The organism is Veillonella atypica KON, from assembly GCF_002959915.1.
GTDB classification, from domain to species: Bacteria; Bacillota; Negativicutes; order Veillonellales; family Veillonellaceae; genus Veillonella; species Veillonella atypica.
Map to the genome: position 1 here is coordinate 779,568 of NZ_PPDE01000008.1, position 16,222 is coordinate 795,789.

Annotated in this window: 14 protein-coding genes; 1 reads left to right on the top strand and 13 read right to left on the bottom strand. The window is 37.9% G+C overall.

All coding sequences use genetic code 11. The annotated features are described in order from the left end of the window. Positions 1-2 precede the first annotated feature (2 nt). The 12 genes from rfbD to VAHSUH02_RS07645 form a co-directional block, all read right to left on the bottom strand. Positions 3-857, bottom strand: coding sequence for a dTDP-4-dehydrorhamnose reductase (gene rfbD, locus VAHSUH02_RS07590; protein ID WP_005383692.1), 855 nt, complete (start codon positions 855-857; stop codon positions 3-5). Positions 858-868: 11 nt separating this feature from the next. After that, the gene (gene rfbB, locus VAHSUH02_RS07595) at positions 869-1,888 is read right to left on the bottom strand and encodes a dTDP-glucose 4,6-dehydratase (RefSeq protein WP_005383690.1); all 1,020 of its coding nucleotides are present in this window, start codon (positions 1,886-1,888) and stop codon (positions 869-871) included. A 12-nt stretch (positions 1,889-1,900) separates the two neighbouring features. Further along, entirely contained in the window at positions 1,901-2,479 is a 579-nt protein-coding gene (gene rfbC / locus VAHSUH02_RS07600; RefSeq protein ID WP_005383688.1) for a dTDP-4-dehydrorhamnose 3,5-epimerase, read from the bottom strand. A 12-nt stretch (positions 2,480-2,491) separates the two neighbouring features. Beyond that, positions 2,492-3,370: a glucose-1-phosphate thymidylyltransferase RfbA gene (gene rfbA / locus VAHSUH02_RS07605; protein ID WP_005383686.1), complete on the bottom strand. Its 879-nt coding sequence runs from the start codon at positions 3,368-3,370 to the stop codon at positions 2,492-2,494. Between the two features lie 54 nt (positions 3,371-3,424). Then, entirely contained in the window at positions 3,425-4,408 is a 984-nt protein-coding gene (locus VAHSUH02_RS07610; RefSeq protein ID WP_005383684.1) for a glycosyltransferase family protein, read from the bottom strand. Positions 4,409-4,474: 66 nt separating this feature from the next. Further along, complete coding sequence (locus VAHSUH02_RS07615) at positions 4,475-5,404, bottom strand: VirK/YbjX family protein (RefSeq protein WP_005383683.1); 930 nt, start codon at positions 5,402-5,404, stop codon at positions 4,475-4,477. An 18-nt stretch (positions 5,405-5,422) separates the two neighbouring features. Further along, complete coding sequence (locus VAHSUH02_RS07620) at positions 5,423-6,550, bottom strand: glycosyltransferase family protein (RefSeq protein WP_005383680.1); 1,128 nt, start codon at positions 6,548-6,550, stop codon at positions 5,423-5,425. Positions 6,551-6,611: 61 nt separating this feature from the next. After that, positions 6,612-7,370 (bottom strand): glycosyltransferase family 2 protein, encoded by a 759-nt coding sequence (locus VAHSUH02_RS07625; RefSeq protein WP_005383678.1) that lies wholly within the window; start codon positions 7,368-7,370, stop codon positions 6,612-6,614. Between the two features lie 11 nt (positions 7,371-7,381). Next, positions 7,382-9,379 (bottom strand): LTA synthase family protein, encoded by a 1,998-nt coding sequence (locus VAHSUH02_RS07630; protein ID WP_105112054.1) that lies wholly within the window; start codon positions 9,377-9,379, stop codon positions 7,382-7,384. A 97-nt stretch (positions 9,380-9,476) separates the two neighbouring features. Then, positions 9,477-11,411, bottom strand: a complete 1,935-nt coding sequence (locus tag VAHSUH02_RS07635) for an LTA synthase family protein (RefSeq protein WP_005383675.1) — start codon at positions 11,409-11,411, stop codon at positions 9,477-9,479. Positions 11,412-11,526: 115 nt separating this feature from the next. Then, the gene (locus tag VAHSUH02_RS07640; protein WP_005383673.1) at positions 11,527-12,477 is read right to left on the bottom strand and encodes a hypothetical protein; all 951 of its coding nucleotides are present in this window, start codon (positions 12,475-12,477) and stop codon (positions 11,527-11,529) included. A gap of 494 nt (positions 12,478-12,971) precedes the next feature. Continuing rightward, complete coding sequence (locus tag VAHSUH02_RS07645) at positions 12,972-13,571, bottom strand: class I SAM-dependent methyltransferase (protein ID WP_005383671.1); 600 nt, start codon at positions 13,569-13,571, stop codon at positions 12,972-12,974. Between the two features lie 267 nt (positions 13,572-13,838). On the opposite strand from VAHSUH02_RS07645, the gene VAHSUH02_RS07650 reads away from it, so the two are divergent. Then, positions 13,839-15,311 carry a prolyl oligopeptidase family serine peptidase gene (locus VAHSUH02_RS07650; protein WP_248841633.1) on the top strand — a complete coding sequence of 491 codons (1,473 nt, stop codon included), beginning with the start codon at positions 13,839-13,841 and terminating at the stop codon, positions 15,309-15,311. A gap of 565 nt (positions 15,312-15,876) precedes the next feature. Here VAHSUH02_RS07650 and tnpA read toward each other — a convergent pair. Further along, positions 15,877-16,222 (bottom strand): IS200/IS605 family transposase (gene tnpA / locus VAHSUH02_RS07655; RefSeq protein ID WP_105112046.1); only part of this gene is annotated, 346 nt, incomplete at its 5' end.

The window sequence follows — 16,222 nt, forward strand, 5'->3', positions numbered from 1 at the left end:
CCTCATAGATTTTGATTTTTAAATATTGCTATATATCTCATCAATCCATCTTGCCAGTTTGGCAACTTATTAAATCCATATTCTATCAATTTAGACGTATCCATTCTTGAATTTAATGGACGTATAGCTTTTGTCGGATATTCAGAAGAAGGAATAGATTCTACAGTTACGTTCATATTAGCTAATTTAAAAATAGTACGCGCAAATTCGGCCCAAGAACAAACGCCTTCATTATGAGCTTGATATATACCATACTTATCTGTTTGAATCATAGAAACGAGCAGCTTAGATAAATCCTCTGTATAAGTTGGACTACCTATCTGATCATCAACAACTCTTAATATACTATGTGTTTCACCTAATCGTAGCATGGTCTTTACAAAATTATTACCATGTATACCAAATACCCATGAAATACGAACAATAAAATATTTATCTAAATATTGCTTAACAATCTTTTCACCATCAAGTTTCGACTGACCATACACATTTTTAGGCCCTTTTTCATCATTTATTTGATAAAAACTAGTTCCTTTTCCCGGAAAAACGTAATCAGTACTGATATACATAAGTTTCGCATCAATCACTTTACAAGCATCTACAACATACTTTGTACCATCTACGTTTACCTTACGACAAAGCTCTATTTCATCCTCTGCTTTATCTACAGCTGTATAAGCGGCACAATGAACTACAATATCCGGACTGTATTCAATAATTAAACGATGTACAGAATGTTCATCAGTTAAATCTAACATATCTCGTGTCGTACCTAAACACTCTATATGTTGCTCCTTTAATTCACGAATAACATCCTGTCCTAATTGACCATTAGCACCTGTTACAAGGACTTTCATCTTACTTTTCCTTACCTATTTGAATACATATCTTCATAATAATGTTGATATTCCCCACTAATTATATGTTCCCACCATTCTTGATTATCCATATACCATTGAATGGTTTTTTTTATTCCCTCATCAAAAGATGTTTTCGGTAACCAGCCTAATTCATTATTAACTTTAGTAGGATCAATAGCATACCGTTGGTCATGCCCTGGTCGATCTGTAACATAAGTAATTAACGATTCATCTTTTCCCAATGCAGATAAAATCGTTTTTACTACGTCAATATTAGCACGTTCATTATGACCACCAATATTATAAACCTCTCCTACACGACCATTTCTAACAATTAAATCAATGGCTTCACAATGGTCCTCTACATATAACCAATCACGTACATTCTTTCCATCCCCATATACAGGTAATTGTTTATTATTAAAAGCATTAATTATCATCAATGGAATCAATTTTTCTGGAAAATGATACGGTCCATAATTATTTGAACAACGAGAAATCGTTACAGGTAATCCATACGTTCTATGGTAGGCCAATACTAATAAATCAGCAGATGCCTTAGATGATGAGTAAGGACTCGATGTATGAATTGGTGTCTCTTCTGTAAAAAATAAGTCAGGTCGATCTAGTGGTAAATCACCATACACTTCATCAGTAGAGACTTGATGATATCTCTGAATTCCATATTTACGACAAGCATCCATTAATACAGCAGTCCCCATAATATTCGTACGCAAGAATACTTCTGGATTCTCAATGCTTCTATCTACATGAGATTCAGCTGCAAAGTTAATAACTATATCTGGTTTATATTGCTCAAATATTTCATATATAGCTTGTCTATCTGCAATGTCTGCTTTCACGAAAGAAAAATTAGACTTATCTTTTACAGGTTCTAACGTTTCTAAATTACCTGCATAGGTTAGTGCATCAACGCATATGATATGGTCCTCTGGATACTTAGCTACCATCATATGTACAAAGTTACCACCGATAAATCCAGCACCACCAGTTACAATAATATTCATATGTTCACCACCCTATTGTCCACTATCAGCCATTGTAAAGGATATCTTATTCTCTAATTCATCAAAAAATGGTGATTTGGTATCCTTCTCAGATAGGATAGGGTTTTCTATTCCCCAATTAATAGCTAATGTAGGGTCATTCCATCGAATACCTCCATCTGCTTCTGGTGCGTAATAGTTATCTGCTTTATACATAAACTCAACATGATCTGTTAATGTTACAAAACCATGTCCAAAGCCACGAGGGATTAGAAATTGTTTTTGATTTTCTTCACTAAGTTCAACGCCATACCATTGCTTATATGTAGAACTATCCTTACGAAGATCAACTGCCACATCGAGCACAGCACCACGAACACATCGTACTAATTTGGCTTGTGCTTTATCCCCATATTGAAAGTGGATGCCACGCAATGTACCTTTTACAGTAGATGATGAGTGATTGTCTTGTACAAAATTATAAAATAAGCCAGCTTCTTCCATAGTTCGCTTATTCCATGATTCCATAAAGAATCCTCTATGATCACCAAAGACTTGTGGCTCAATAATCACAAGTCCTTGTATACCTGTTTCTGTAATCTTAATTCCCATACTATATACTCCCTATCCTTGTATTTGTCCCTCTGCTACACGCCGTAAATGTTTACCATATGGTGATTTGCCATATAGCTTTGCACTCTCTAGTAATTGTTCTTTACTAATCCAATTATTACGATAAGCAATTTCTTCTAAAGCAGATATTTCAATACCAGAACGTGTTTGAATAACTCGAACAAATTCAGATGCATCACTAAGAGAATCCACAGTTCCTGTATCTAACCAAGAATACCCTCTACCAAGAGTGTGAACACGTAAATCACCACGTTCTAAGTACATTTTATTTAAATCGGTAATTTCTAATTCTCCACGATCAGATGGTGTTACCTTTTTAGCCAATTCACAAACATCTTTATCATAGAAATATAACCCTGTAACGGCATAATTTGATTTAGGATGTTTCGGTTTTTCTTCAATAGATTTGACTAATCCATTTTCATCAAATTCAACAACACCAAAGCGTTCTGGATCTTCTACATGATAACCAAATACAGTAGCACCACTTGTAGCCTGTGCAGCTGCTTGTAGTTGTTTTCTCATACCGGCACCATAAAAAATATTATCACCTAAAATCAAGGCACAAGAATCTCCATCAATAAATTCTTCACCAATAATAAAGGCTTGTGCTAATCCATCTGGTGATGGTTGCTCTTTATATTGTAAATTAATACCATATCTAGAACCATCACCTAATAATCGTTCAAAATTAGGTAAATCCTGTGGTGTTGATATAATCAAAATATCCTTAATACCTGCTAACATAAGCATAGATAATGGATAAAAAATCATTGGTTTATCATAAATAGGCAATAATTGCTTAGATGTTACTAATGTTAGTGGATATAGACGTGTCCCTGATCCACCGGCCAAAATAATCCCCTTCATAAAACTAACCCCTCTCACTAAGAATAGTAAAAACACACAATTCTTACATCTTAATTATTCGAACACTTGTTTAATAAAGTGCTCCATTTTATATATTGAACGAACCTGCTCACCACCAGTGCTAGCAATCCGATTACGTTCATCTCCATGTTGCATATAATAGTCAATTTTTCTAATAAATTCATCATCAGTTTTATATGTAGCAAAATGAATTCCTGAAACCAATTTAAGATTAGCCTCTTCTTGTTCACTAGATAACAAGAAATTATTATTCCCTATCACTTCAAAAGTTCTACAATTATAACTTTTATGTTCTTTAATATGTATATTGAGATTAACTTTTGTATTTCTATAAATCTCAACTGCCTCTTCTGGCTGTATAAATCGATTTTCTACATATTGTGCTAAAACAGGGTATCGTAATCTAAATTTAATTTTCCCTGTTACTCGTTGATACCAATTATTCCAATGCCAAAAATGACCATATAGTTTTAGATTATATCCTTTTTCCTTACAATGTATTGCTAATCGATTCAATAATTGTAATCGGTAACTATTCTTAGGTACTAAACCAATAAAAGAAATATCAATGGAACGATTTTTATTACTTTCTACTGGATTCAAACAAAAACTTTCTCCAGCTACCAATGGTACATAATCAATATCTATTCCAAATGTAGACTTTGCATATTCCACATCATCTATTTCAAAAGAAGATACCTTCTTATATTTATATAATCGGTCTTGTCTTAATTCAATACGATGCATAGAATCCCAAAACCACAAATAACATTTATATTTTCCAAAAAAAGATTCTTTTAAAAAATACTCATTTTTATTTTTGAAATCATTAATAACAAGAACCGTATCTGACTGATTCTTTGACATAAATGATTCAAACTTATCTTGTAATGATTTAGTAACCTTATCATTTGGTACAATGAATGGAATCATTTCAATACCTACATGTTTCCCTGCGGCCACTAAATTAGAAGCAAATATCTGAAATGCTGCCTCCATTAATACTACAACTCGCATTAATATACATCCCCTAATTTATTAAAACCCTTACATATTTAATTTTCTAATTAATTTATAAAACATCTATTTCAAATATGCCTTCAAATTCCCCCGAATTTGTTCTTCATATCCATCAAGTAATTCATATCTCTTCCGATATTGGCTACGTTTTTGTGATTTAATTTCTTCAATCGGTTTTCTGTATTCTTCCAACGGTATTTTAAAGAATCGTGGATCTTGTGTAACTGTACCGCCAATATCTTCCCACAATGGATCGAGTTCAGCTACCTTTGCCTTATGACCGCGTACCATATGTGTATTGGCATAGAAACCTTCGTCAGATACGGCGTACATAGATTGCACTTTACAGTATTTAGCGAGTTCCCGAATCAAGAATACGATAAAGTTTTTTGGCCGATAGCCAAACATTTTTTTCGTAATATGTTTTGCGTTATCGAGGCCATCCTTATACCCTTGGATGGTACCAATCCACAATGCTGGTTCCCCTTCTAACCCTTTGCCGAGGCGGATATTCGCATGATATACGCCTTGGTCGCCTAGTTGTAACAGAATGGTAAATAAACCTTCCTTACGTTGACCGGTCATAAAGTTAAGGTGTGCGGTCATATTTAAATCAGCATCTTCCCATAGTAGAATGCCTTGTTTTAATCCTTCCGGTTTTAGTTCATCCGGATTATATAGCATTTCGATGGCCTCTGGCGTAAATACGTCTTCTAAGGCTGTAAAGTGATTCTTTACTGCATCAATGCGTTCACGCAAGGTAGATTCTTTAAACAAGAATATACGGCTCATCAACTCATAGAGACCTTCTTGTTTATCTAAAATATGTTGATCTGGTGCGTAGCTTTCAAAAAAAGACTTATATTCCATCATTTCTTGTTTGTGGCCTACAGTTCGCAAGAAATGCAAGACTACGCGTCGTGTTTCACGCCACGATTTTTTCCCATAAATAGCTCGACCATTAGCCCATTGGTCCTTTATATATTGAAACATACACTCTCCTTACTTATTCTATACATTAATAATCGAATCCATCATCCGTTTATGTCCAAAGTCTTCATTGGCTTGTACCAAACCCGCCTCATATATGTCTGGATGTTCAATCATTTTGTTTACGAATTGTTCTAATCCAGTACGAATCGTATCCACCGAGGATATGTCTAAGCTTTCACCAACGTGATAATCGCGCAGCACCTCAGGATTAATTTCAGGTGATACCAAGGCCGGTTTATAGAACCCGATAGCCGTGTAGAGCATGGCGCTCCAGTGATAGCGATAGCGTTCAGCACCGTATGGCATCAAGATGGCATCTACATCGAGTAGAGCCTTATCCCAATCGGAACCGATAAGGTTCGCATGGAGGAATGAAAGCCCTGGCACGTCCTTATATTCGTTAGCGATAGCATCGAATAGTTCGCCGTCCTCAGGTTTTGCTGTCGCCCCTTGTACCAAGAGTTCTACGGGACCTGTAAAGGTAGCCGTTTTAAAAGCATCTAATAAAGGGATAATATTTTTTTCCTTGCGAAACTGACCGAAAAAGCCAAGACGAAGTGGCGTATGTGTAGAGAAGGTTGGCGTTTCACCCGTTGAAGGGGTAAACACAGGAGGTAAGATAGGACGTACGCGCGGTAGATCACTGCGCAGCATATCGTCGCGCAAGGTAATGACATCTAGGTAAATATTCGGACATCGATTGGCACGTTCCGCCTGTTTCAAGAACCGTACGTTTTCACCCTTGCCAATGCCATGGAAAATAAAGTGAACTGGTACCTTTGCATGTTTTAAAGGCGTATCCAATAGTGCTTTTATATAGCGATACGTGGAGGTAGGAATGATCAAAGCATCACAATGATATTCCTCTAATTTCTTGGCAGCCGAAGTAAACCATGCGCGGCGGCGGCGTTCGCGTAATATAGATAAGAACGGCTTTTTCCATTTCGATGCACCTGCATAGGTCACTACCTCTCCGCCCTCAAGATAGATAACGTCAACGCCATAATCAACCTTAAAGGTAAAATTCTCCGGCACCATCAATACCGGTTCATGACCTTGGCGTTTTAATTCATTGATGATCATGCGGTCAAATTCTACCTCATGACCAGCAGGCATAATGATGCTTTCCAAAATGGCTACGCGCATTGTGGTCCTTCCTTTCTCTACTAACACTCATCTGTTATTTAGAATCTATTATCTAGATCTGTTATAGTTTCCCATTGGATTTCAATAAATAATATAGCTTTACGTACTTAATCATGGTATAGAAATAATGGTTCACGGAAAGGATAAATCCCATTTTTCCATCTAAAAAACCTCTATCTAAAATGTACACCTTGAAAAAAGCCCAACTTGGACGGATAAGAATATCCTTTACAAAGGAACAGGATTTTCCGTTTTCCTTATATTTCTTAGCCGCCAATGTCGTATAATTATTGAATTTATTAAAATACTGATGCCAATTATCGTAAGTATAATGATACATTTTGCCATGTAATTTAGCCTCAGGATAGGTGCTGGATATAGTTTCGTGTACAAATCCTTCTATATTCGTGCCTTCTTTTGGCATAAATCGCAACACGTAATCAGGGCGCAACACACCATGAGTGGCCTTATTGTGATGGAACACATTGGACCGTTCAATCCAGTATGCTTTCTTCTCATTCTTAGCCAGCACATCTTGTACTTCTCGTTGTAATTCTGGCGAAATGCGTTCATCTGCATCGAGGAAGAAAATCCATTCGGACCGAGCCTCTTCGACAGCAAAACGTCGTTGTTGAGACCAATCGCCATTCATAGCATGATGTACGACGCGAGCCCCCATAGATTCGGCAATCTCTACCGTTTTATCCGTGCTGCCGTCATCAATAAGAAGTACCTCATCAGCAAATTGTGCGGATGCGATACAGTCTTTCATATGTTGTTCTTCATTTTTAGCCAAAATAATGACCGTTACTGTTGCCATGTATGTCTCCCCTATTGTACATTAGCATAAAATTTCATCATCCACGCCGATAAGGAGCGCCAGTATTCCGCGTCCTGTGCATGGTTATCGATTGGGCGGATGTATTCGGATGGTTCCGCCGTGTAGGTTTGATATTGTCCGTAATCGCCGAGCACATCCCCTACCATGTCGCTTGTGATCCATTGGTATGGCGTTACATGCACATCCGGTTGTTCATCGAATGCGGATGGTACCGCCGCATAATATTCGAACCCTTTTGGCGCGATGGCCTCTATGATGGTTGGCATGATGCTTAGATGCGTGCCAATAGATGCAGGTAGTGATGTTTGTGAAAGCTCTGGATGTTGTATATAAAATACGGTATTACGAATTTCACGCATCGTGTAATCGCGGTGTAAGAAGGATGTATTATTAAATTCACCAAATAGATTGGAATGGTCACCCGTTACGATGAACAAGCTATCCGGGAACTTCGCTTTCATAGCATCTACGAAATCAAAGATGGCCTTATCACAATATTTATAAGTTGCTAAGCCCTTATTGCCATCCTTGCGATTTAAAATGTCATCGCCAACGCCAGGCAAATCGCGGCGCGCATCGAAATCAAGGTACTTATCTTCTAATTTATAGGGACCATGATTAGTCGTAGTATATACAAAATGGAATGTCGGTTTCTCCATATCCACAATGCATTTTGCCGCCTCTTCGAGGAATACGTGATCGTATACGCCAAGCCATGTTTGCGGTGCTTGAGGACCACAGAATTCAGTAGCATTTTCAATGCGGTCAAAGCCTTGAGCCTTGCCGTATTTCGTAAAGTTACCACTCGATGAGTTACCACCGTACCAGTAAATGGTTTGGTATCCTAATCGTTTTATCTGTGCTGCCAGAGCAGTTGGCAATGTATTATTCCAGAAAATTTCCTTTTCATTTAATTCCATGCCGCTATCGTAGATACCGCTTATGAGACTTGAAATAGAAGGACGTGACACATTACCGGCTGGCAAGAAATTAGGCACACACGCCGTATGCACACCAGCCGCAAACTCACGCAATCCTGGACAGATATTAAAATTCATATACAACGGATCCATGGACCACTGAGGGATGCTTTCACCAACAATCAAAAAGATATGCTTAGGTTTAGCAATGCGAGCACCCTTTGCCACGCGTTTAAAGGCATGCAATGGATTATCCAAGGTTTGCCAATCACGGCACGGCATAAGATGATTCACATCCTCTACGAGTTCCTCATCCGATTTCATTTGCGCCGCCGTCAACGGCGTTTTGCGAACCAATTTGAGAGCCTCTAAATCATCGATGGTCGCCTTCGCAAAGAAGATATCCTCCTTAACGATGGTTGGCACCACGTCCCATTCTGGTTTATTGCGGTGATTCAAGGTCCCACCATAGTGAAGCCAGTAGTAAATCACCACATAGAGCGCCAAGAACCCAAAGGCACTTGCGCCGGCTGCAATGTTGCTTTCAAAATGAGGATACGGAATGGACGGAAGAGCCGATAACAATGTGCTAGCACCATAGCTAATGGCCGCCACAGGAATGAATCCGGCGAGTACCCACCATCCCTTGTCTTGATTGAAGAAGATGTCAATGAGGTTTTTCTTATCCGCATGCTTACCATAGTGCAACATGTAGTTATAGGTGTCATTAAAGTGCTTATAGAATTGCATCTTACCTGCAAAGGCAGCATAGATAATGCAACTCAACACCGTATTGAGGACGATGGCTGCTGTCATGTAGTAATCTGGAAAGGCCAAGAATGGCAATGTACCAAGCACAAGCAAAATCAACAATTGATACGCGTTGATATCCATGCCCCACCAAAATCCAAAGGTAAAGCAGGTACGAATGATTTTTCCCTTGCCCTTTAGCGTTTCGTACGGATGGTACACTGCGATAAAGATGGCCCTAAAGATAGCACAGAGTATAGGCATCCAGAGGAATAGTTTAATATTTTGTTGGAGGGATAAGAAAAATTGTTCACCCATGATCGTTCCTTTTGTAAGTTTTGTAAGTAAACAAACCCTATATACTCCCTGACAATATCGAGTTCATTCCATTAATGATATAAATTAAAATATTCCCCTATTGGATAATATCCCCATGTTTCAAACGCCAAGCGGTTAGTTCCCGCAAGGTTTTCATATAGTTAGCATAGACTTGCGGCATTTTCTCATCTTCTAAGTATATACCGGTCTTATCCATCCACAAACGGTGATTGAATACGAACGGTCCTTGATTAAATAGGCTCGGCACCATGGCCTCATAGGTTTGCCCCGTGCGTCCTACGAGTTCCGCCAAGGTCGGAATGATTTGAATGCTCATGCCAAATGTGTCTGGTGAAAGCCATTCTTTTTTAATGCCTTGGCCGTAGAAAATAATTGGAATCGTGGAGGCCACCTTAGGACCTTCCTCACGAGCGAAGGTAAAGCGTTCGCTGTGGTCACCGGTGATGACGAATAGAGCGGTTGGATCAACTTGTTCCTCTTTGCTGATAAATTCGCCCATCACATGGTCTGCATACCAAATATGACCCATTTCATTGATTTGCTTATCCGTATTCGCAATGGAATCTGGCAAATTCTTACGAACCTTATCCGCATCATAGCCTTCCTTAGCCACATTCACACTATATGGTGGATGATTTGACGTTGTCATGATAACATTAATGATTTTTTCACCACGATGTTTGTCCATGTACGCATTGATGGCCTTGAACATATCTCCATCGGCTACGCCCCAAGCGTTTTCTTCATCGCTTGGCATTTCGGATGCATCGTGGAATTCATCAAATCCTTGTTCCAACGCAAAGTTCTTAACATTTTGCCACGTACTGAACCCGCCGTACCAAAATACGGTTTTGTAACCGAGTTTTTTCATAACCGGTCCAATACCAAGTCCATATGGTTCTTGTAACATGCCTACGTTATAATTTGGATACATCCCCGTATCCGGCATGCCCGTTAATAAACCAATAATGGCAGGCATCGTACCCGTTCCTTGAGCTAAGGCCATTTGCGTACCCATCGCCTGTGGACTAGCCGCGTACTTACGACCTTGCTCTACAAGATAAGCACCAGGTTCATTGAATTCAGCAAGGAATGGCCATAAGCCATAGGATTCACCGAGAATGATATTAATAGATTGCGGTTGTTGTTGTAATCGCTCTGTTGTTATCGTTTTTGTGAAAGCTTCATCAAATCGTGTACTATTAAGATTACCGCCAATGGATTGTATTTTTTCATGTAACTCAGCAGGTGTTAAATGAATATCCTCTAATTCTGAAGTCCGTTTAGCAATGGATTTCACACGGTATAATGCTTGTGCATCGTCCAAAATCGTTTCATTTAACAGATTAGAATTAAGACGCGCTGCGCTTTCCCAGTTAATGGAATTCGTGTACCCAAAAGCTCCACCAAAGCGGAAAAATACGAATAACACGCCAAATCCAACAAAACTGAGGATCCCCGTAATCCATTTACTATGCTTAGTGCTAGGTGTCCATTGAATGGTTTTCGTATTGAGGACTTTCACCAACAGCCAAGTCAAACTAATGCTCAGCGCAATACCACCAATTAAAAATGGAATAGCATGGTATTCATTGATACCCGTATTGATAATGGCATGAATATCGTCATGTTTGCCATTGATAAGCATCGCATTATACGAAGAATTGAATATCGTATAAAACGGGATACGCCCCATAAAGAGTAATGTAAAGAAGATAGTAACAAATCCGTACCAAACCTTGCGTACACCTTGGGCTTTCCATTTCGGCCACACTATAGATGGCAATGTAGCAAATAGCAAACTTACAAGGACAATCGATCCAACTGTCTTCAAACTCAACCGAAAACCGAGCCATAAAGACATTAAAATACTGTCCATTGTAGTCGTATCTAATTGAGATTGAAATATAATTAAAAATACGATTCTAAAGAGCGTAAACAAGATAGAAAAGAACAAAAATGCTTTTAATTCCTGTTGAATGCCTTTTATCCAGTTCAACCAACGATTCATACCATTCCCCAACTTTATATACTATATTTCCTACACCGCGGTCCCTTGCACCGCTTGCATTTTCCACAGCCCTTATCCGTAGTTTTCTGTCCGTGGTCATCTATGAAATCTACGGTTAGTCCTTTTTTGTGGACTTTTGAGACTCCTTCTTCAAGGCTTTTTCTAATTTTTTAGCCTTTTTATCCTTCTTAGCATCCTTGTCTTTTTTATCTTTTTTAGAATCCTTGTCCTTCTTGCTCTTTTTGGACTCTTTGTCCTTCTTGGACTTCTTAGATTCCTTTACAAGTTCGAATTCTTTCTTAGACTGCTTGTCTTTCTTTTTTTTATCTTTATCTTTCTTTTTCTTATCTTTTTTATCCTTTTTACCTGAAAGCTTCGCCCATTCTTCTTCTACGCGTTTCAGTTGTTTTTTGATAAGCTTGTCAATTTCCTTTTGTTGTTTAGTTTTATCCTTATCGCCCGTGGATTGTTTGGAATACAACAAGGAATTTACCATATCATAAGGATCTAAGGACGTACGAATATCTCTGTCTAATGGGCTTTCATCATCAAAATCGTTCTCTTCGTCATCATCATTGATGTCATTACGACTAGATGTTGTTTTCTTATTGGCTGAATGCTCATTAAAATAAACAGCATCTTGATTATCGATAGGATATTCCTTAGAAAGGTCGATATCTTCGATGTCATGATCTACATCGTGTAACTTAACTTGCTCCATCGCATAGTCTAAGTTGTCTTGATTCGACGCACCATAACCCATTGGTTTATCAAAGGAAAGAACATCGCCAAATAAATCGCGTTCCAAGCTTTCATAAGAATTAAGCATACCCATGCGGTCCTGAACAGCCTCAATTTGATTCCACAATTCCATCAAATTCGCCGTATACTGCATGCGTTCCTTAACCTCTAAATAGGCTTGGTGAATAACAAACAGTTCTTTTTCATTAAGACCTTCTTCTGCGCCGATTTCTTCAATCATTTGCTGAATCTCTTGATCGCGATTATAACGCTCTACTAAGGCACTGCGAATTTCTTCAATAAGACTTGCTGACACGCGTTCCATACGTTCCTCCTTTATGGTATATACTCAGCCCTAATCACTATGATTAATCATTACGAATCAATACATACCATGGTGAATAGAAAAAATAAATTTTTATACTCTCTAATCTATTATTATATCAGAAAATATGCGGATTTTCTGCGTGTTTTAGTGAAAGTACGTAAAATTTGACTATCCTTTTATATCATGCTATTCTATGAGTAACAAAGGAAATTAGTATGAGGCAATGTTTTCATACGAAAAAATAGCAGGGTGGCAGCCCTGCTATTTTTTATTGTGCTGGTTACTAACTAAACTATCTATCCAGCCACTTGCAAATATAATATGCAACTATACTTGCTATGATAGATAAAAAAAAGGAAATTAATATCTCCGGCAATGTTTTCACCTCCTTTCTGTTACCAGAATGGAGTAGTAACAATTAGATTATATAATGTCTATATATACTTTTCTATAAGAATAGATAAAACGAAATATAGAGATAAATTAATTTACTAAAACACATTCACTCTATATACCAATATGCGTTCTTTTTCATCACGTTCTTGAAATAAATCACCGCATTGTATTGATTCTTCTGCTTCAAGGCGCACGTGGTTATTTAGGAAATTCTCTACTTCTTCGTTAACATAATAGAAGAATAGTAGAATTTCTCTTGGATGATGATATAAAGAATCAAAGATATTACCTAGTACGCGTTTAATGGTATGAAGTGCAAAGGGGTTAAAGAAAAAGCATCGATCTGCATTGTCTGGCAATGCATAGGTAGCTGCATCGCCAAGGACAAAAGATACGCGGTTCTTGGCAGCTGGGCTTTCACCATTTACGATGGCCCGTTCATACAAACGTTCATCGTATTCGATACCAATGGAATGGCACCGCGTCTGATTAGCCATAAATATGCTAACGCGCCCCTTGCCACTGCCGTAATCAATGAGGGTATTTTGTTTCGTAATATAACCGCTATTGGCAAGGCGCTCAAGAACACAGTAATCTGTTGGCTCATACGGATGATGCTCTGCATCCGAACGACTATCATCACGGCCTGCTGTTTTTATTTGTAATATACTTTCCCATTCTTGGTCGGTTGCCATTGATACACTCCCAACTATCGTAAATATTGCGCTATGTTATATTGTTATTTTTTCTATTATACTATCTTACAAAATCTACTACTAATTTCCTACTACATTATATTTATCTATCAATAATAAAGATTACCTATTCAATAAATAAATAAAGATTATCTATCTAATATATGTAATTATAAATTACACGAATTCTAATAAATTGCACTAAATTTAATTTTATTATATATTTTAATAAATATTTTGATAAATACGATAAAATAAGGAGATATGATGAATAAAATCTTATTAATGGCTCTTGTGCTAGGCACACTTTCTACAACAAATATACTAGCTGCAACGGACATGGCTACTACTATTTCTAGTACAAACTCTATCTCTGCTACCTCTGAAATTAAGACTCATCAAACAGAAGCATACGGCATGCAATCTGTAACGGCAGTGCCAAAAATTTATGGTGATGGTGAAAAAATAGCGGCTATCATCATCAAATATCCAGAAGCAATCCAAGAAAGTGCATTAGCGCTCAATACTTTCACAGTAGAAGGCAAAACAATCAACAATATCTATACTAATTCTGTACCTGAACTGAAAGAAAATTACAAATCTACAGCTAAAGGTTTGCACAATGGTGCCCCTCAAATAGATACAACAGTAGGACAAACAAATACGGTCAAAGCTAGTAAAAAAGACAAAAACTCTAAAGCTACAGCAGCTGATCAATACGTTGTAGTGGAATTTGAATATGAAAACTCTACACCATTCGTATTAGCACCACGCCCTAATAAACCTAAAAATAATGGTGCTGTAGGCGTCGATGCACCACTGCGTTCCGATCGTAAATTGCCTGATTTAAACGTTACAGTCACTCAATTTCAACCGGTAGTAACTAAAACAGGTACTATATACGGCCCTTCACAAACGAGCGTAATCAATACATCTACGGCATCTACTATTATGGATGAGTTTAAAACATATATTTACACAGATCCAACTACGGGTAATAGCATTCCTTACAATGTATTTTTACCGAAAAACTATGATGCATCAAAACAATACCCTCTATATTTCTTCATAGCTGACTCCAGTGCCAATATCAATGATAATCGCACGGTACTATTCCAAGGTAATGGTGCTACTGTTTTCGCTAGCCCTGAGGAACAAGCAAAACATGAAGCCATCATCGTTGCCCCTCAATACACTCAAGATTTAGTAGATACACTTGGTATGATGACTACTGATAAAAATGAATGGACTCCAGGTCTTACCTTGGTAGATAGTCTATTACATCATGTCATCGCTACGTATCCAATTGATAAGAACCGAATTTACGGTTCTGGTCAGTCTCAAGGTGGTATGGCAAACATTGCCATTAGCGACAAACATCCTGATTTGTTTACGGCTCAATTCCTCGTAGCATGCCAATGGAATACGGAGGAAATGAAAGTATTAAAGGATAAAAAATTGTGGATACTCGTATCCGAAGGCGATGATAAAGCATATCCTGGCATGAATACAGCTACTAAAAATTGGGCCGACTTAGGCACTAACATTGCAACCTCTCCTATGTGGGATAGCCATTCTACACCGGAACAATTCGACGCATTGGTGAAAGCTACAGTCGATCAAAAGGCTCCTATTAATTACACGGTATTTAAAGATGGCAACCATATGTACACATGGTCTGTAGCTTATAATATCGAAGGCATTAGAGATTGGCTATTCAGCCAAACTAAGGAAAAATAGACCCTATATAAATGAACCGCCCCCTTAATGTTAGACCAAAAATCTCAACGTTATCAATCATTGTATACATAGATAACATCATTTACAAACGTTAAATAATCATGTAATATAATATATGACAAAGGAAGTCAATGTGTGACACATTTTCACGCAAACGAAAAAGGAGGGGGGCAGCCCTCCTTTTTCTGTACTAGTTACTGACGAAAATATCTATCTAGCCACTTGCAGATGTAGTGACAGGTTACACCTGCTATGATAGACACTATTAAGGAACTCAATATGTCAAACACATTTTCACCCCCTTTCTGTTACCAGTATGGGGCAGTAACACCTATAGTATACAACACTATTTACAAATAGTAGATAATATATAATAATAGTTAAAGGAAATAAGTATTTTGTTAGCATTTTAATGCACGCAAAATCAGAACCACCCGTAAAACGGGTGGTTTGCTCACGGGCTATAAGCCCGTAGTACTAGGCCAGCGTCTAAAGGCGCTGGCTTTCACTACGTTCAAGCCGCATAGCCATTGACTCGTAACGGTCCCCTTAAAGGGGATATGTATTACTTGCTACCCTTAAAAGGGTCCTCATATTCTTTTACACTAAGTTTATCTTTCATTTGGTCATGTAACTCTTGCTCACGTATATATTTTTTTACGGTAGCTTCATTTAATCCTACCGTACTTACATAATATCCCTCGGACCAAAAGTGTCTATTTCCAAATTTATACTTTAAGTTTGCGTGTTTATCGAACATCATTAGCGCACTTTTACCCTTTAGATATCCCATAAAAGATGAAACTGATATTTTAGGTGGAATTAACACTAGCATATGCACATGATCTGCCATAAGCTCCCCCTCTATAATCTTGACGCCCTTATATTCACATAAACGTCTCAGTATTTCA